This is a genomic window from Burkholderia sp. SIMBA_051, from assembly GCF_046534915.1.
Taxonomy (GTDB): Bacteria; Pseudomonadota; Gammaproteobacteria; order Burkholderiales; family Burkholderiaceae; genus Burkholderia; species Burkholderia ambifaria.
The window spans coordinates 52052-65874 of record NZ_JAWRXS010000008.1; the positions used below are offsets into that span (position 1 = coordinate 52052).

Below are 13823 nucleotides of genomic sequence, written 5' to 3' on the forward strand. Positions count from 1 at the left end.
CCTGGAAGGAGGACCTGATGCATCGCGTCAACGAAATCATGTCGCAGGACGTCGTGCATATCGCGCCGACCGACTCGATCCGGCATGCCGCGCAACTGATGGAGCGCTACGACATCGGCGCGCTGCCCGTGTGCGACAACAACCGGCTGGTCGGCATGGTCACGGACCGCGACCTCACGGTGCGCGCGATCTCGGTCGGCAAGCCGCCGGAAACGCGGATTCATGAAGTCGCGTCGGGCCCGATCGAATGGTGTTTCGAGGACGATCCGCTGGACGAAATCCAGCATTACATGGCGGACGCGCAGTTGCGCCGCCTGCCGGTCGTGGATCACGACCAGCGTCTGGTCGGCATGCTGTCGCTCGCGGACATCGCGACGCGCACGGCCGGCCCGATACGTGACGAAGTCGCGAACACGCTCGAAGGCGTGTCGCAACCGAAGCGGACGTGACGGGGCGATCCTCGCCTCGCCCGATAACCCGCGCGACCCGGAGGGCCCATCCCGGGCACGGTCGCGCCCCATGCAGCCAGGAGGACAACCATGCAGACTCCCGATCAAGGACGGACCCGCATCATCGGCAAGGGCGCCGCGACGGCGGCGGGCCCCGGCCCCGACGTGATGGCGGCCGACACGCTGGAAGGCGACAAGGTCTATACGACCGATGGCGACGACGTCGGCAAGATCAAGGACATCATGCTCGACGTGCGCTCGGGCCGCATCGCGTATGCGGTGCTCTCGAGCGGCGGCCTGCTCGGCATCGGCGACAAGCTGCTCGCGATTCCATGGAGCGCGCTGACGCTCGATACCGAACGCAAATGCTTCCTGCTGTCGGTATCGTCAGAGCGGATCAAGAACGCACCGGGCTTCGACAAGGATCACTGGCCGGCGATGGCCGACCCGCAATGGGCCGAGCCGCTGCACGAGTACTACGGCAGCACGCCGTACTGGAGCGCGGGCGATGAGCTCGGGCTCACCGATCCGACCGAAGACCTCAACGATCCGCGTACGCGCGGCACGCATTAAAACGGCTTTCGATTTGCCGGTGAGTTAGCCGACGGAGCCCCGCTCGATGCGGGGCTTTTTTTGCGCGTTTTTCAGCTTTTTCGCTGAATTCCGGTGCCGGCTCGGCCCTCCCGATGCCCGCCTATTGATAACCAAACAACATCAATCCTTCCAAAAATCGCACTTATCGTTTCCCCGTCTCCGGGCGAACATGCCGAAAACGACAATCAACCGCTCCCCGCGCATTTTCCCGATTCACTGGAGACACCCAGATGCACCCCTCGCCCAGCCTTCCGACCGGACGTTCGAAGGCCGCCGCGGTATTCCGCGTGACGGCCGGCAACTTCCTCGAGCAGTTCGACTTCTTCCTGTTCGGCTTCTACGCAACCCAGATCGCGGCCGTGTTCTTTCCCGCCGCGAGCGAGTTCGCGTCCCTGATGATGACGTTCGCCGTGTTCGGCGCCGGCTTCCTGATGCGGCCGCTGGGTGCGATCGTGCTGGGCGCGTACATCGACGACGTCGGCCGCCGCAAGGGCCTCATCGTCACGCTGGCGATCATGGCGAGCGGCACCATCCTGATTGCGTTCGTGCCGGGCTACGCGACGATCGGCCTGCTCGCGCCGGCGCTCGTGCTGCTCGGGCGCCTGCTGCAGGGCTTTTCGGCGGGGGCCGAGCTGGGTGGCGTGTCGGTCTATCTGGCCGAAATGGCCACGCCCGGCCGCAAGGGTTTCTTCACGAGCTGGCAGTCCGCCAGCCAGCAGGTCGCGATCGTCGTCGCGGCGGCCCTCGGCTTCGCGCTCAATCACTGGCTCAGCGCGTCGGCGATCGCCGCGTGGGGCTGGCGCGTGCCGTTCTTCGTCGGCTGCATGATCGTGCCGTTCATCTTCATGCTGCGCCGCAAACTGGAGGAAACGCAGGAGTTCAAGGCACGCCGGCATCGTCCGACCATGAAGGAAGTCTTCACCACGCTGATGCATAACTGGCGCGTCGTGGTCGCCGGCATGATGCTGGTCGCGATGACCACGACGAGCTTCTATCTGATCACGGTCTATGCACCGACCTTCGGCAAGACCGTCCTGCACCTGAGCACCGCCGACAGCCTGCTCGTCACGCTGTGCGTCGGCCTGTCGAACTTCGTCTGGCTGCCGATCGGCGGCGCGCTGTCCGATCGCATCGGCCGCCGGCCGCTGCTCGTCGGCATGACGGTGCTCGCGATCGCGACCGCCTATCCCGCGCTGTCGCTGCTCGCTCATGCGCCGTCGTTCGTCAACATGCTGCTCGTGCTGCTGTGGCTGTCGTTCATGTACGGGATCTACAACGGCGCGATGGTCGTCGCGCTCACGGAAGTGATGCCGGTGGAAGTGCGCGTCGCGGGCTTCTCGCTCGCCTACAGCCTCGCGACGGCCGTGTTCGGCGGCTTCACGCCCGCCATCTCGACCGCGCTCATCCACATGACCGGCGACAAGGCCGCACCGGGCTACTGGATGAGCCTCGCCGCGGCGTGCGCGCTGCTTGCGACGTTCGCGCTCTATCGCCGGCACCCGGCGACGCTCACGCCCGCGCACTGACGCGGGATGCCGAACGACCTGCCCCGACTCCGTACGACCCGGACCATGACAACGACCATGACGATGAAAAACCTGCTTCTGAAACTGTGCGCGACCGCGCTCGTCGCCACCACCGCGGTGAGCGCGAACGTACAGGCCGCCGACCTGCACGTGATGAGCTCGGGCGGCTTCACCGCCGCGTACAAGCTGCTCGGCCCGCAGTTCGCGTCCAGCACGGGCAACACGCTCGCCACCGCGCTCGGCCCGTCGATGGGCAAGTCGCCCGAAGCGATTCCGAACCGGCTCGCGCGCGGCGAGCCTGCCGACGCGGTGATCATGGTCGGCTACGCGCTCGACGATCTGATCAAGCAAGGGAAGGTAGTCCCCGGATCGCGCGTCGAGCTGGCCGATTCGCGCATCGGCATGGTCGTGCGCGACGGCGCGGCGAAACCCGACATCAGCTCGCCCGACGCGCTGAAGCAGGTTCTGCTGCACGCGAAGTCGATCGCCTATTCGGACAGCGCGAGCGGCGTCTACATCGAGCGGGAACTGTTCAAGAAGCTCGGCATCGAGGACCAGGTGAAATCGAAGGCGAAGATGGTTCCGCGGATTCCGGTCGCGTCCGTGGTCGCGAACGGCGACTACGAAATCGGCTTCCAGCAGGTCAGCGAACTGCTGCCGGTTAAAGGCGCGACCTTCGTCGGCAAGATTCCCGAATCGCTGCAGTCGGTCACGCGTTTCGCCGCCGGCATCCCCGTCGGCGCGCAACACCCGAAGGAAGCGAAGGCGCTGCTCGACTATCTCGCGTCGCCCGACGTGCAGTCGGAAGTGAAATCGACCGGACTGGATTCCGTCTCCGCACACTAAGCACGCACCAACGGAAGGCGTGCGTCAGACCGCCTTCCCGTCGCGCGCGGCGTCAGCGTCAGCATCATCGGCGCCGTTCGGGCCCGCGGGCCCGGCCGCGCTTAGCATCCGCGCAAGACGCGCGCGATCGCACGCCCCTTCCCACGTCGACACGAAGATCACCGCACACGCGTTGCTGATCACGCTCGTCAGCGCGCGCGCCTCCGACATGAAGCGATCGATGCCCACCAGCAGCGCAACGCCGGCCACCGGCAGATCGGGCATCACGGCGAGCGTCGCGACGAGCGCGACGAGTCCGCTGCCGGACACGCCCGCCGCGCCCTTCGACGTCAACAGCATCACCGCCAGCATCGCCGCGATTTGCGGCGCGGACAGCGGCACGTCGCACGCCTGCGCGATGAACAGCGCCGCGAGCGTCAGGTAGATCGCTGTGCCGTCCAGGTTGAACGAGTAGCCGGCCGGCAGCACGAGGCCGACCACGCCCTTGTCGCAACCGAGCGACTCCAGCTTGACGATCAGCCGCGGCAGCACCGGCTCCGTGGACGACGTCGCGAGCACGATCAGCAACTCCTCGCGCAGGTAGCGCAACAGCCGCCACAACGCGAAGCCGTGCAGCCGCGCGAGCGGCGCGAGCACCAGCGCGACGAACAGCACACAGGCCACGTAGAACGCCACCATCAGCCGCGCGAGCGAGCCGACCGAGCCGATGCCGAAGCGTCCCACCGTGAACGCCATCGCGCCGAATGCGCCGAGCGGCGCGAGCCGCATCACCATCGCGAGCACGCGAAACACGATCTGCGCGACGCCGTCGATCAGCGCCAGCACGGGCCGGCCGGCCTGCGGATACGCATTCAGCGAAAAACCGAACAGCAGCGACAGCAGCAGCACGGGCAGCACCTCGCCCTTCTGGAACGCGCCGAGCATCGTATCGGGGATCACGCTCAACGCGAACTCGACGAGCCCGTGCGGTTGCGCGTGCGGTGCATATTGCGCGAGGATGCTCGCGTCGAGATGGTGGACGTCGACGTGCATGCCGGCGCCCGGCCGCAGCACGAACGCGGTGACGAGCCCGAACGCGAGCGCGACGGCGGTCAGCAGATAGAACAGCACCAGCGCGCGGACGATCGTGCGCCCGATGGCCTTGCCGTTCGCGAGCGACGTGATGCCGGAGACGATCGTGCAGAACACGATCGGCGCGATCATCATCCGCACGAGCCCGACGAATGCATCGCTGAGCGGCTTGAGCATCGCGCCCACCGACGGCCAGAAGTGCCCGACGCTCACGCCGAGCACCATCGCGAGCAGAACCTGCACGTAGAGCGAACGAAGCGGTCTTGCCCACCTCACGATGCTGTCTTCCTCGATGTTCCTGTTGTATTCATTGGATATTGTGTATTCGTCACGTCGTTCCGTCGCTGCGTGCGATGCCGGTGCCTGCACCGGCCCGTTTGGCGTCGACGATCGCACGGTGAAACTCCTCGGCGGCCGGCGTCAGCGGGCGCCCGCGCCGTTTCACGATGCCGACCCGGCGCTTCACCACCGGTTCGACGAGCGGCACGCTCGTGAGCAACGGATGGTCGTGTCCGGGCATCGCCATCGACGGCACCGCGGCCACGCCGAGCCCGGCTTCGATCAACCCGAGCAGCGTCGTCACGTGGCGCGTCTCGCATACGCTCGGCGCACGCGGCGCGACGGTCGTCAGCGCCTGGTCGAGCAACAGGCGGTTGCCGGACGTCTTGTCCACCGACACATACTCGTACTCGTACAGCTCGTTCCAGGTCACGCGCTTCTTGCGCGCGAGCGGATGGTCGCGCCGGCATGCGGCGACGAAGCGCTCCTGCAGCAGCAGCTTGAAGTCGATCTCGGGCTCCTGGCTGCCCATGAAGCTCACGCCGAAATCGGCCTCGCCGCTGATCACTGCGCTCAGCACCTCGTTCGCGCCGGCATCCAGCAGCTTGACCCGGATGCGCGGAAAGCGGCGATGATAGCTCGCGATCACGTTGGGCAAGAAGTAGTACGCCACCGACGGCACGCACGCGATCGTCACATGACCGAGGCGGCTCGTTGACACGTCGCGGATGCCGAGCAGCGCGACGTCGAGATCGTCCAGCAGCTGCTCGGCGCTCGGCGCGAACACGCGCCCGACGGTGGTCAGCGTGACGCTGCGCGTGGTGCGCTCGAACAGGCGCACGCCGAGCGCTTCCTCGAGTTTGTCGATCCGACGACTCAACGCGGGTTGCGAAATGCTGATCGCGTCGGCGGCCTTCCGGAAGCTGCCGAGTTCCACCACCGCGCGAAACGCCTGCAAGTCGGTCAGATCGAAGTTGATTCCCACGGGCCGGTCTCCCCATCTCAGTTGCCGCGTATTGTGCATGATCCGGGCAAAACCGACCCACACCATCCCGCTATGCGCGATGCCGCAACGCATCGATCACGATCGAGAATGCGCGCGAGGCCTGGCGGCGGCTCGGATAATACGCGTGATAGCCGGGAAACACCGGGCACCAGTCCGGCATCACGATCCGCAGTTGGCCGCTGCGCACGTGGTCGAGCACGATATCCTCGGTGACGAACGCAATGCCGAATCCGTCGAGCGCCGCCTGCACCATATGCGGCTGCGTATTGCACGTGATGCGGCCGCTCACGCGCGCCTGGATCTCGTTCCTGCCCTTCTTCAGCTCCCACGCATAGATGCCCTTCGCGGTCGCGAGCCGCAGCGTCACGCAGTCGTGATCGAGCAGGTCCTGCGGCGTTTTCGGCGGCTTGCGGCCGTCGAGATACGCCGGCGACGCGACCATCGTCATCCGGATGTCCGGGCTGATGCGCACCGCGATCATGTCCTTCGCGACCTGGTCGCCGTAGCGCACGCCGATGTCGTAGCGCTCCTCGACGATGTTCGCCAGCCCGTAATCGACCGACAGCTCGACGCGGATGTCCGGGTAATCGGGCAGCACGCGCCTGAGCTTCGGCCAGATGATCGTGTCGATCGGATGCTCGGTGGCCGTGATCCGCACGACGCCGGCCGGCTTGTCGCGGAAATCGGCCACCGCGGCGAGCTTCATCTCGATCTCGTCGATGCGCGGCGCGACGGCCTGAAACAGTTCCTCGCCCGCTTCGGTCGTCGACACGCTGCGCGTCGTGCGCGTGAGCAGCCGCACGCCGAGGCGCGCCTCCAGATCGCGGACCGTCTGGCTCAGCGCCGATTGCGACACGCCGAGCCGCGCCGCTGCGCGCGTGAAGCTCCGGTCGCGTGCCACGGCCAGAAACACGAGCAGATCGTTGAGGTTTTCGCGCGGCATGTCGGGCGGCTCCTGTCGAAACGGACGCCCATCCTAGCACCGACACCGCCCCGTGCCGCCCGCTGCGGCCTCAAACGATTCATCGGCGTAGCTTATAAGTCCAAGCGTGCCGCGCTACTTAATCGATCGGGCGCGGGCCGATAGACTGCGAAGCGTTCAGGCTCCCGTGCGGCCGCTGCCGGCTTCGGGAAGCTTCCACGCATTCTCCCCGGAGTCCATCCCATGAAATCCCTTCTTCGTCTCTTCGTCGCCGCGCTTGCCGTTTCCGCTCCGTTGCTCGCCCATGCGCAGGGCCTGACGCGCGAGCAGGTGCGCGAAGACATGATTCGCTACGAAGCCGCCGGTTTCAATCCGGCGCGCGCCAATCCGCGCACGTGGGTCGACGATGCGCGGCTGGCGTCCACCCGCGTGATGGCGGCGCGCGATGCCGACGGCCGCACGTCGTTGGCCGATCGCGGCACGGCGATCGTCGCGCATTGCGACTGACGCGCCCATCGCCGACGCCACCGATCCGCACTCTTCCCGATTCGACGATGCAAGCCGTTTCCCCTTCCGATCGCGGGCCCGCGCCCGTTCACGCCGCCGCGTGGGGCGCCGTCCTCGCGATGGCGCTCGGCGCGTTCGCGCTCGTCGCGTCCGAATTCATGCCGGTCAGCCTGCTGACGCCGATCGCGCACGACCTGCGGATCAGCGAAGGGCAGGCGGGCCAGGCGATTTCCGTGTCGGGCGCGTTCGCGCTGCTCACCAGCCTGTTCATCTCGTCGCTGGCCGGGCGGCGCGACCGCAAGCGGGTGCTGCTGTCGCTGACGCTGCTGATGATCGTGTCCGGCACGGTCGTCGCACTCGCGCCGAACTACCTGGCGTTCATCGCCGGGCGCGCGCTGATCGGCGTCGCCATCGGCGGATTCTGGTCGATGTCGGCGGCCACCGCGATGCGCCTCGTGCCGGACCGGCAGGTTCCGCGCGCGCTGGCGATCGTCAATGGCGGCAACGCGCTGGCCACCGTCGTCGCTGCGCCGCTGGGCAGCTTCCTCGGCGGCATCGTCGGATGGCGATGGGCGTTCTTCTGCGTCGTACCGGTCGCCGCGATCGCGTTCGGCTGGAAGCTCGCGAGCCTGCCGCGGATGCACGCCGCGCACGGCAGCAGCACGCCCGGGCGCGCGTTCGCGCTGCTGGCGAGCGCGCCGGTCGCGCTAGGCATGGCGGCGGTCAGCGTCTTTTTCATGGGGCAGTTCACGCTGTTCACGTACTTGCGGCCGTTCCTCGAAGCCGTGACACACGCGGGCGCGGCCGGGCTGTCGATGCTGCTGCTTGTGATCGGCGTCGCCGGGTTCGCTGGGACGATCCTGATCGGCACGTTCCTGCAACGCGGGTTGTACCGGACGTTGATCGTCATCCCCGGCCTGATGGCGGCGGTCGCCGTCGCGCTGATCGCGTTCGGCCACTCGATCGGCGCGACCGCCGCGCTGCTGGCCGTCTGGGGGTTGCTCGGCACCGCGGCGCCGGTCGGCTGGTGGACGTGGCTGGCCCGTGCGCTGCCGCGCGACGCGGAAGCCGGCGGCGGCTTGATGGTGGCCGTCGTGCAGCTCGCGATCGCGCTCGGCGCGACGGCCGGCGGCGTGCTGTTCGACCTGCACGGTTATCGCGCGACGTTCGGGCTGAGCGCGGGCCTGCTCGTCGCCGCCGGCGTACTCGCCGCGCTGGCGGCGCGGGCCGCGTTGCGCGCCGAGGCCGCCGCGCGCGCGTGACGGGCCCAGCGCGCCGTCGCGGGCCGCGCTGCGCGCCGAGGCCGCCGGCCGCGCGTGACGACCGCAGCCGGCCGTCGCGGTTTTTTTACACACCCCGTGTAACGCCCGTGTCCTGCCGCGCGCCGCCGTAGGCGGCGTCCAGATAACGCAGCAGCCGGTGCGGCGTCAGCGGCTTCGCACAATGCGCGTCGAAGCCGGCTTCGCGCGCACGCTCGCGATCGCTCTGCGACGCGAATGCGGTGCACGCGATAAGCAGCATGTCGGCGGTGTGCGGGTCGCCGCGCAGCCGCTTCGCGAGTTGCAGGCCGTCGAGGCCCGGCATCGCGATGTCCAGCACGATCGCGAACGGCTGCCAGTCGCGCGCGAGATCGCAGACGGCGAATGGATCGTCCGCGACGCGGCATTCGAAGCCGCGCGCCTGGAGCAGCAATCGCAGCGCATCGGCCGCATCGCGATAGTCGTCGACGACCAGCACGCGGCGCAGCCGGCGCGGCACGCTATCGGGCGGACGCCACAGCAGCACGTCGTCTGCGGCCGGATCGTCGCCGGAGAGGATTTGCATCGCGTTTCTCCCTGTGATCGGACACGGCCCCGGCGCAAACTGCGCGCCCATATTGCCGCGATCGCCCGCACGGGGCATGCCGGTTGCTGCAAATGGTCGAAATCGTCGATACGGGAGCCATCGATGCGCGCACCGCCGCTGTTCCGACCCGGTAGGGACTTCGATCCGCCTGCAGCCCGTCGGCGAATGCCCCGTGACACAGAAGCGGCGCCAGCCTGCGCGGGAGGCCGCGCATGACGCGCCACGCGCCCGCAAAGCCGGCCGCGCCCGACGACCAAGCGCCGGCCACGCTCGACGCGTGCCGCCGCTGCGGGCTGTGGGAACACGCGACGCAGCCGGTGCCCGGCGCGGGGCCCACGAACGCGCGCATCATGCTGGTCGGCGAGCAGCCGGGCGATCAGGAAGACCGCACCGGCATTCCGTTCGTCGGCGCGGCGGGCCGCATGCTCGACCGCGCGCTCGACGAAGCGGGCATCGAGCGCGCGAGCGTGTACGTGACCAACGCGGTCAAGCACTTCAAGTGGGAACCGCGCGGCAAGCGGCGGATGCACAAGACGCCCGCGCAGCGCGAGGTCGCCGCGTGCCATTACTGGCTCGAACGCGAGCTCGCCGCGCTGGGCCCGCGCGTGATCGTCGCGCTCGGCGCGACGGCGCTGCGGGCCGTGCTGCAGGACAACGACGCAACGCTGGAGCGCACGCGCCAGCCCGTGCGCTCGCCCGACGGCTGTCTCGTCGTCGCGACCTATCACCCGTCCTACGTGCTGCGCACGCGCGGTGCCGATTCACGCGAGCAGGCTTACCGGACGCTCGTCGACGCACTGCGCACCGCGTCGCGCCTCGCGCGCGGCAGCGGCGGCACGCACGGCGCGCGGGGAGACGCTGAATGAACGATCTGCGCGGCGACGATGCGTCGCGCGAGGCCGGTGCTGGTGCTGGTGCTAGTGCTAGTGCTAGTGCTGGTGCTGGTGCTGGTGCTGGTGCTGGTGCTGGTGCTGGTGCTGGTGCTGGTGCTGGTGCTGGTGCTGGTGCGGGTGCCGGTGCCGGTGCCGGTGCCGGTGCCGGTGCCGATGCTGGCGCCGCTGCCGATGCTGGTGCCGCTGCCGATGCTGGTACCGCTGCCGGTACCGCCGCCGCTGCCGCTGCCGCCCCCGCCGCGAAGCCGTGGTACCGCCGGCTCGGCCCCGGCCTGCTCGCGGGCGCGTCCGACGCCGACCCGAGCAACATCGCGGTCTATGCGCAGGCCGGCAGCCAGTTCGGCTTCCACATGCTGTGGATGACCATCGTCGCGCTGCCGATGATGGTAGCCGTGCAGCTCGCGTCGGCGTTCATCGGACGCACCAATCGCGAGGGCCTCGTCGCGGGCATCCGCAAGCAGTTCTCCGACCGGCTCGCCAAGGGGCTGATCGTAATGATCGTGATCGTCAACGTCATCAACGTCGGCGCCGATCTCGCCGCGATGGGCGACGCGACCGCGCTCGTCGCCGGCGGGCGCAGCTACTGGTATGCGCCCGTCTACGGCCTCGGGTCGCTCGCGCTGCAGGTGCTGCTGTCCTACGAGCGCTACGCGCGCTGGCTGAAATGGATGACGCTTGGCCTGCTCGCATACGTGCTCGAACTCGGCTTCGTGCACATCGACTGGCGCAACCTGCTGCATGCGCTCGTGCTGCCGCATGTCGCGTTCACGCACGAATACGCGACGACCGCGGTCGCGGTGCTCGGCACGACGCTGAGCCCATACCTGTTCGTGTGGCAGGCCGCGCTCGAAGTGGAGGAAACCCAGGCCGAGCGCCGCAACGGCGACACCGCGTGCGCGCCCGGCGCGCGCCGCGAGGCCGAACGACGCATCACGTTCGATACCTGGACCGGGATGATCGTGACCAACGCGGTGTCGTTCTGCATCATGGTGATCGGCGCCGCGGTGTTCTTCACGCATGGCAAGCACGACATCGGCTCCACCGCGCAGGCCGCCGAGGCGCTGCGCCCGATCGCCGGCGAAGCGGCGTTCCTGGTGTTCGCGTTCGGCATCGTCGGCTGCGGGCTGCTCGCGATTCCGGCGTTCGCGGGCAGCGCCGCGTACGGCTGCGCGGAGGCCTGGCGGTTCCGCGAAGGCCTGAACGAGCCGGTGCGGCGCGCGCCGGCGTTCTACGCGGTGCTGGCGGCCTGCGTGCTCGTCGGCATCGCGATCTGTTTCAGTCCGGTCAATCCGATCAAGGCGCTGTACTGGAGCGCGGTGCTCAACGGCATCGCGGCGGTGCCGATGCTCATGCTGGTGATGCTGCTGTCGCAGCGGCGCGACGCGGCCGGCCAGCCGGGCAGCGGGATCGTGTCGAAGCTGTTCGGATGGCTCGCGGTCGCGCTGATGGCGGCGTCGGTGGTCCTGATGACCGTGGACATGCTGAGCTGAACTGAGCTGAGCGTGACGATGCGATTGAAGGCGGTTGCGTGCGCAACCATTGAATCGGAAACGGGAAAGGGAGAGCACAAAGGAAAAAAAGCCGGCCAACCGGGCGGCCGCATGTGCGACACAGCCCGGTTGCCGGCCCCGCGCGGTTACATCATCTTGCCGCGCGAACGTTCGGCACGCGCCGCATCGGCCGCCGATTCCACCTTCTTCACTTCCTCCGGCGGCGGCAGCACGGCCTTGAAGCCCATCGACTCGATCCACATCTCGCGCGCCCAGCCGCGGGTGTGATACAGGTGATGGTCCTCGTCGGCCTCGACCTCGTCGTGCGCGGCCTTCAGCGCCTTCGCCGCGTCGCTGTCGCGCAGTTGGTCGGCCGCATAGCCGATCAGCTCCCAGTTCAGATGATCCTTCGTTTCGGCGAGCACCACGCATTCGGCCGCGACGACCTGCGCGACCGCCGGATCGGCCTGCTTCTTCGCCTGCTCGATCACCTGGACCAGCGACTTGCCGGTCGCCGCCACCGCGGCACGCCCCGGCGACTGCGTGTTCGGATCGAGACCGAGCGTTTCGAACACCTTGCGCAGCACCTCCTGGTGATGCATCGTCTCGCGGTGGTACTTCTCCCATTCCTTGTGCAGGTCCGCGTCGGTCGCGCACTTGATCGCGGCCTCGTAGATCTTCGCCCCGCCAAGCTCGGTCTCGTATGCCTGACAGAGCAGTTCGAGGATGCCTTCGTGCTTCGATTGCCGTTGGGCCATGACTGCTTCTCCGAAAATACGGGCCGCCCACGCGGCCCTGGGGTTGAACCGGGCGCGCGTTACTGCGCGCCCACCTTGCGTTGGAGCGCCTCTGCCATGCTCAGGTGATGCTTGAGCGTCGGCAGCGTGGCTTTCGCGAATGCGCGCAGCTGCGCGTCCTTGCCGTCGCGCGCCTCGCCTTCGAACAGCGCGACCGCCTTGCGGTGCGCGTCGGGGCCGGCCGCCGCGACATACGCGGTGTCGAAGTCGTGGCCGCTCTTGCCGCGCAGCGCCTCGACGTCCGGATCCGAGATCTGCTCCACCTGCGGCTTCATGCCCTTGCGCGCGGCGATCTGGGTGAGCTTCGCGTTCGCCTTGCCGTGATCGGCCACCATGCGTTTCGCGAACGCGCGCACGTCCGCCGACTGCGCCTGCTTCAATGCGAGCTGGCTCGCCTGCACCTCGGCCTTGCCGGCCATCGCGGCCTTGTCGATGAATTCCGCGTCGCCGCCCTGCGGCGCCTTCGCCATGCCCGTGTCGCCCATGGCGGCGCCCGACGGGTTGATCACGCCGCCCGGCACATGCGAATTCGATGCGGGCGGCTCGCTCGGCATCTGTGCGTGCGCGAGTCCCGACACGGCGAGCACGCCCGCGGCGAGCGCCGCGATCGTCCAGTTGGGTTGCTTCATGCGCTTTCTCCTTGTGCGGGGGGAGCCGTCAGCCGCCGACGATCGAGCCGCCGTTCGGATGCAATGTCTGTCCCGTCATGTAGCTCGCGCCTTCCGATGCGAGCAGCACGTAGCAGCCGATCAGCTCGTCGGGCTGCCCCGGCCGCTTCAGCGGCACGTTCGAGCCGAACTTCGCGACTTCGTCGGCGCTGAACGTCGACGGGATCAGCGGCGTCCAGATCGGCCCCGGCGCGACGGCGTTCACGCGAATGTCGCGCTCGGCCAGTTCGATCGACAGCGAACGCGTGAACGCGACGATCGCGCCCTTGGTCGCCGAGTAGTCGAGCAGCTTCGGGCTGCCGTGATACGCGGTGACCGACGCGGTGTTGACGATGCGTCCACCGGGCTTCATGTGCTGAAGCGCCGCCTGCGTGCAGAAAATCATCCCGTACACGTTGGTGCGGAACGTGCGCTCGAGCTGTTCCTCGGTCACGTCCTCGATGCCGGGTTGCGGATGCTGTTCGCCCGCGTTGTTCACCAGCACGTCGAGCCGGCCGAACTTTTCGACGGTGCGCGCCACGGCGTCGCGCGCCTGGCGGCGATCACCGATGTCGCATGCGATCGCCTCGCAGCGCCGGCCCGCCTGCTCGATCAGGCGCTTCGTATGCGCGGCATCGTCCGATTCGTTCAGGTAGACGATCGCGACGTCCGCGCCCTCCTTCGCGAAACCGATCGCGACCGCGCGGCCGATGCCGCTGTCGCCGCCGGTCACGAGCGCGACCTTGCCGGCGAGCTTGCCGCTGCCGACGTAATCGGCCGCTTCGTCGCGCGGCTTCGGATGCATGTCCCGCTCGCTGCCCGGCTGCTGCGTCTGCTTCTGAGGCGGCGGGGTCTTTGCCGTGGTCATGGGTTCCTCCTTGAACGGGTGTCGGCGACACGTGTCGCAATCGGCGTGCCACGTCCGGCACGCCGGCCCGTGCAGGGTGACAG

Annotated in this window: 16 protein-coding genes; 9 read left to right on the plus strand and 7 right to left on the minus strand. The window is 68.3% G+C overall.

The window, feature by feature from the left end; all coding sequences use genetic code 11:
• Positions 1-17: 17 nt before the first annotated feature.
• The 4 genes from SB771_RS20535 to SB771_RS20550 all read left to right on the plus strand — a co-directional run bounded on the left by SB771_RS20535 (position 18) and on the right by SB771_RS20550 (position 3415).
• Positions 18-449 carry a CBS domain-containing protein gene (locus SB771_RS20535; RefSeq protein ID WP_011660523.1) on the plus strand — a complete coding sequence of 144 codons (432 nt, stop codon included), beginning with the start codon at positions 18-20 and terminating at the stop codon, positions 447-449.
• A 90-nt stretch (positions 450-539) separates the two neighbouring features.
• Positions 540-1022: a PRC-barrel domain-containing protein gene (locus SB771_RS20540; protein ID WP_006753979.1), complete on the plus strand. Its 483-nt coding sequence runs from the start codon at positions 540-542 to the stop codon at positions 1020-1022.
• A gap of 251 nt (positions 1023-1273) precedes the next feature.
• Positions 1274-2569, plus strand: a complete 1296-nt coding sequence (locus SB771_RS20545; protein WP_105832390.1) for an MFS transporter — start codon at positions 1274-1276, stop codon at positions 2567-2569.
• Between the two features lie 63 nt (positions 2570-2632).
• Positions 2633-3415, plus strand: a complete 783-nt coding sequence (locus SB771_RS20550) for a substrate-binding domain-containing protein (RefSeq protein WP_175661208.1) — start codon at positions 2633-2635, stop codon at positions 3413-3415.
• Positions 3416-3439: 24 nt separating this feature from the next.
• On the opposite strand, the gene dctA is transcribed toward SB771_RS20550, so the two are convergent.
• The 3 genes from dctA to SB771_RS20565 all read right to left on the minus strand — a co-directional run bounded on the left by dctA (position 3440) and on the right by SB771_RS20565 (position 6714).
• Complete coding sequence (gene dctA / locus SB771_RS20555) at positions 3440-4762, minus strand: C4-dicarboxylate transporter DctA (RefSeq protein ID WP_175661207.1); 1323 nt, start codon at positions 4760-4762, stop codon at positions 3440-3442.
• A 52-nt stretch (positions 4763-4814) separates the two neighbouring features.
• Positions 4815-5750 (minus strand): LysR family transcriptional regulator, encoded by a 936-nt coding sequence (locus SB771_RS20560; protein ID WP_175661206.1) that lies wholly within the window; start codon positions 5748-5750, stop codon positions 4815-4817.
• A 70-nt stretch (positions 5751-5820) separates the two neighbouring features.
• Positions 5821-6714 (minus strand): LysR family transcriptional regulator, encoded by an 894-nt coding sequence (locus tag SB771_RS20565; protein WP_105832388.1) that lies wholly within the window; start codon positions 6712-6714, stop codon positions 5821-5823.
• A 222-nt stretch (positions 6715-6936) separates the two neighbouring features.
• Here SB771_RS20565 and SB771_RS20570 point away from each other — a divergent pair, with 222 nt between their 5' ends.
• Both SB771_RS20570 and SB771_RS20575 read left to right on the plus strand, forming a co-directional pair.
• Positions 6937-7200 (plus strand): DUF4148 domain-containing protein, encoded by a 264-nt coding sequence (locus tag SB771_RS20570; protein WP_175661205.1) that lies wholly within the window; start codon positions 6937-6939, stop codon positions 7198-7200.
• 47 nt (positions 7201-7247) lie between these two features.
• A complete protein-coding gene (locus tag SB771_RS20575; protein ID WP_175661204.1) occupies positions 7248-8462 on the plus strand; it encodes an MFS transporter in 1215 nt (404 codons plus the stop codon).
• A gap of 85 nt (positions 8463-8547) precedes the next feature.
• Here the strand turns inward: SB771_RS20575 and SB771_RS20580 are convergent, their stop codons facing one another.
• Entirely contained in the window at positions 8548-9024 is a 477-nt protein-coding gene (locus tag SB771_RS20580; protein ID WP_175661203.1) for a response regulator, read from the minus strand.
• Positions 9025-9257: 233 nt separating this feature from the next.
• Here SB771_RS20580 and SB771_RS20585 point away from each other — a divergent pair, with 233 nt between their 5' ends.
• The 3 genes from SB771_RS20585 to SB771_RS20595 are packed head-to-tail and all read left to right on the plus strand — an operon-like array spanning position 9258 to position 11428.
• Positions 9258-9911, plus strand: a complete 654-nt coding sequence (locus tag SB771_RS20585; RefSeq protein ID WP_165754635.1) for a UdgX family uracil-DNA binding protein — start codon at positions 9258-9260, stop codon at positions 9909-9911.
• A 36-nt stretch (positions 9912-9947) separates the two neighbouring features.
• Complete coding sequence (locus tag SB771_RS20590) at positions 9948-10301, plus strand: hypothetical protein (protein WP_175770298.1); 354 nt, start codon at positions 9948-9950, stop codon at positions 10299-10301.
• Positions 10289-11428 carry an NRAMP family divalent metal transporter gene (locus SB771_RS20595; RefSeq protein ID WP_175661201.1) on the plus strand — a complete coding sequence of 380 codons (1140 nt, stop codon included), beginning with the start codon at positions 10289-10291 and terminating at the stop codon, positions 11426-11428. Before SB771_RS20590 ends, SB771_RS20595 begins: the two co-directional genes overlap by 13 nt.
• Before the next feature lie 146 nt (positions 11429-11574).
• Here SB771_RS20595 and SB771_RS20600 read toward each other — a convergent pair whose 3' ends face one another.
• Genes SB771_RS20600 through SB771_RS20610 form a run of 3 tightly spaced genes read right to left on the minus strand, consistent with a single transcriptional unit; the run spans position 11575 to position 13740 of the window.
• Positions 11575-12186, minus strand: coding sequence for a DUF892 family protein (locus SB771_RS20600; RefSeq protein ID WP_175661200.1), 612 nt, complete (start codon positions 12184-12186; stop codon positions 11575-11577).
• Positions 12187-12245: 59 nt separating this feature from the next.
• On the minus strand, positions 12246-12854 hold the full coding sequence (locus SB771_RS20605) for a DUF4142 domain-containing protein (RefSeq protein WP_175661199.1): 609 nt from the start codon (positions 12852-12854) through the stop codon (positions 12246-12248).
• Positions 12855-12882: 28 nt separating this feature from the next.
• Entirely contained in the window at positions 12883-13740 is an 858-nt protein-coding gene (locus SB771_RS20610) for an SDR family oxidoreductase (RefSeq protein WP_105832381.1), read from the minus strand.
• Positions 13741-13823: the final 83 nt, after the last annotated feature.

Coding starts and splice junctions, on each gene's coding strand:
- SB771_RS20550 (WP_175661208.1), top strand. CDS start 2,633: ATGAAAAACCTGCTTCTGAAACTGTGCGCGACCGCGCTCGTCGCCACC.
- SB771_RS20535 (WP_011660523.1), top strand. CDS start 18: ATGCATCGCGTCAACGAAATCATGTCGCAGGACGTCGTGCATATCGCG.
- SB771_RS20540 (WP_006753979.1), top strand. CDS start 540: ATGCAGACTCCCGATCAAGGACGGACCCGCATCATCGGCAAGGGCGCC.
- SB771_RS20605 (WP_175661199.1), bottom strand. CDS start 12,854: ATGAAGCAACCCAACTGGACGATCGCGGCGCTCGCCGCGGGCGTGCTC.
- SB771_RS20570 (WP_175661205.1), top strand. CDS start 6,937: ATGAAATCCCTTCTTCGTCTCTTCGTCGCCGCGCTTGCCGTTTCCGCT.
- SB771_RS20595 (WP_175661201.1), top strand. CDS start 10,289: ATGCTGTGGATGACCATCGTCGCGCTGCCGATGATGGTAGCCGTGCAG.
- SB771_RS20585 (WP_165754635.1), top strand. CDS start 9,258: ATGACGCGCCACGCGCCCGCAAAGCCGGCCGCGCCCGACGACCAAGCG.
- SB771_RS20545 (WP_105832390.1), top strand. CDS start 1,274: ATGCACCCCTCGCCCAGCCTTCCGACCGGACGTTCGAAGGCCGCCGCG.
- SB771_RS20565 (WP_105832388.1), bottom strand. CDS start 6,714: ATGCCGCGCGAAAACCTCAACGATCTGCTCGTGTTTCTGGCCGTGGCA.
- SB771_RS20600 (WP_175661200.1), bottom strand. CDS start 12,186: ATGGCCCAACGGCAATCGAAGCACGAAGGCATCCTCGAACTGCTCTGT.
- SB771_RS20575 (WP_175661204.1), top strand. CDS start 7,248: ATGCAAGCCGTTTCCCCTTCCGATCGCGGGCCCGCGCCCGTTCACGCC.
- SB771_RS20580 (WP_175661203.1), bottom strand. CDS start 9,024: ATGCAAATCCTCTCCGGCGACGATCCGGCCGCAGACGACGTGCTGCTG.
- SB771_RS20610 (WP_105832381.1), bottom strand. CDS start 13,740: ATGACCACGGCAAAGACCCCGCCGCCTCAGAAGCAGACGCAGCAGCCG.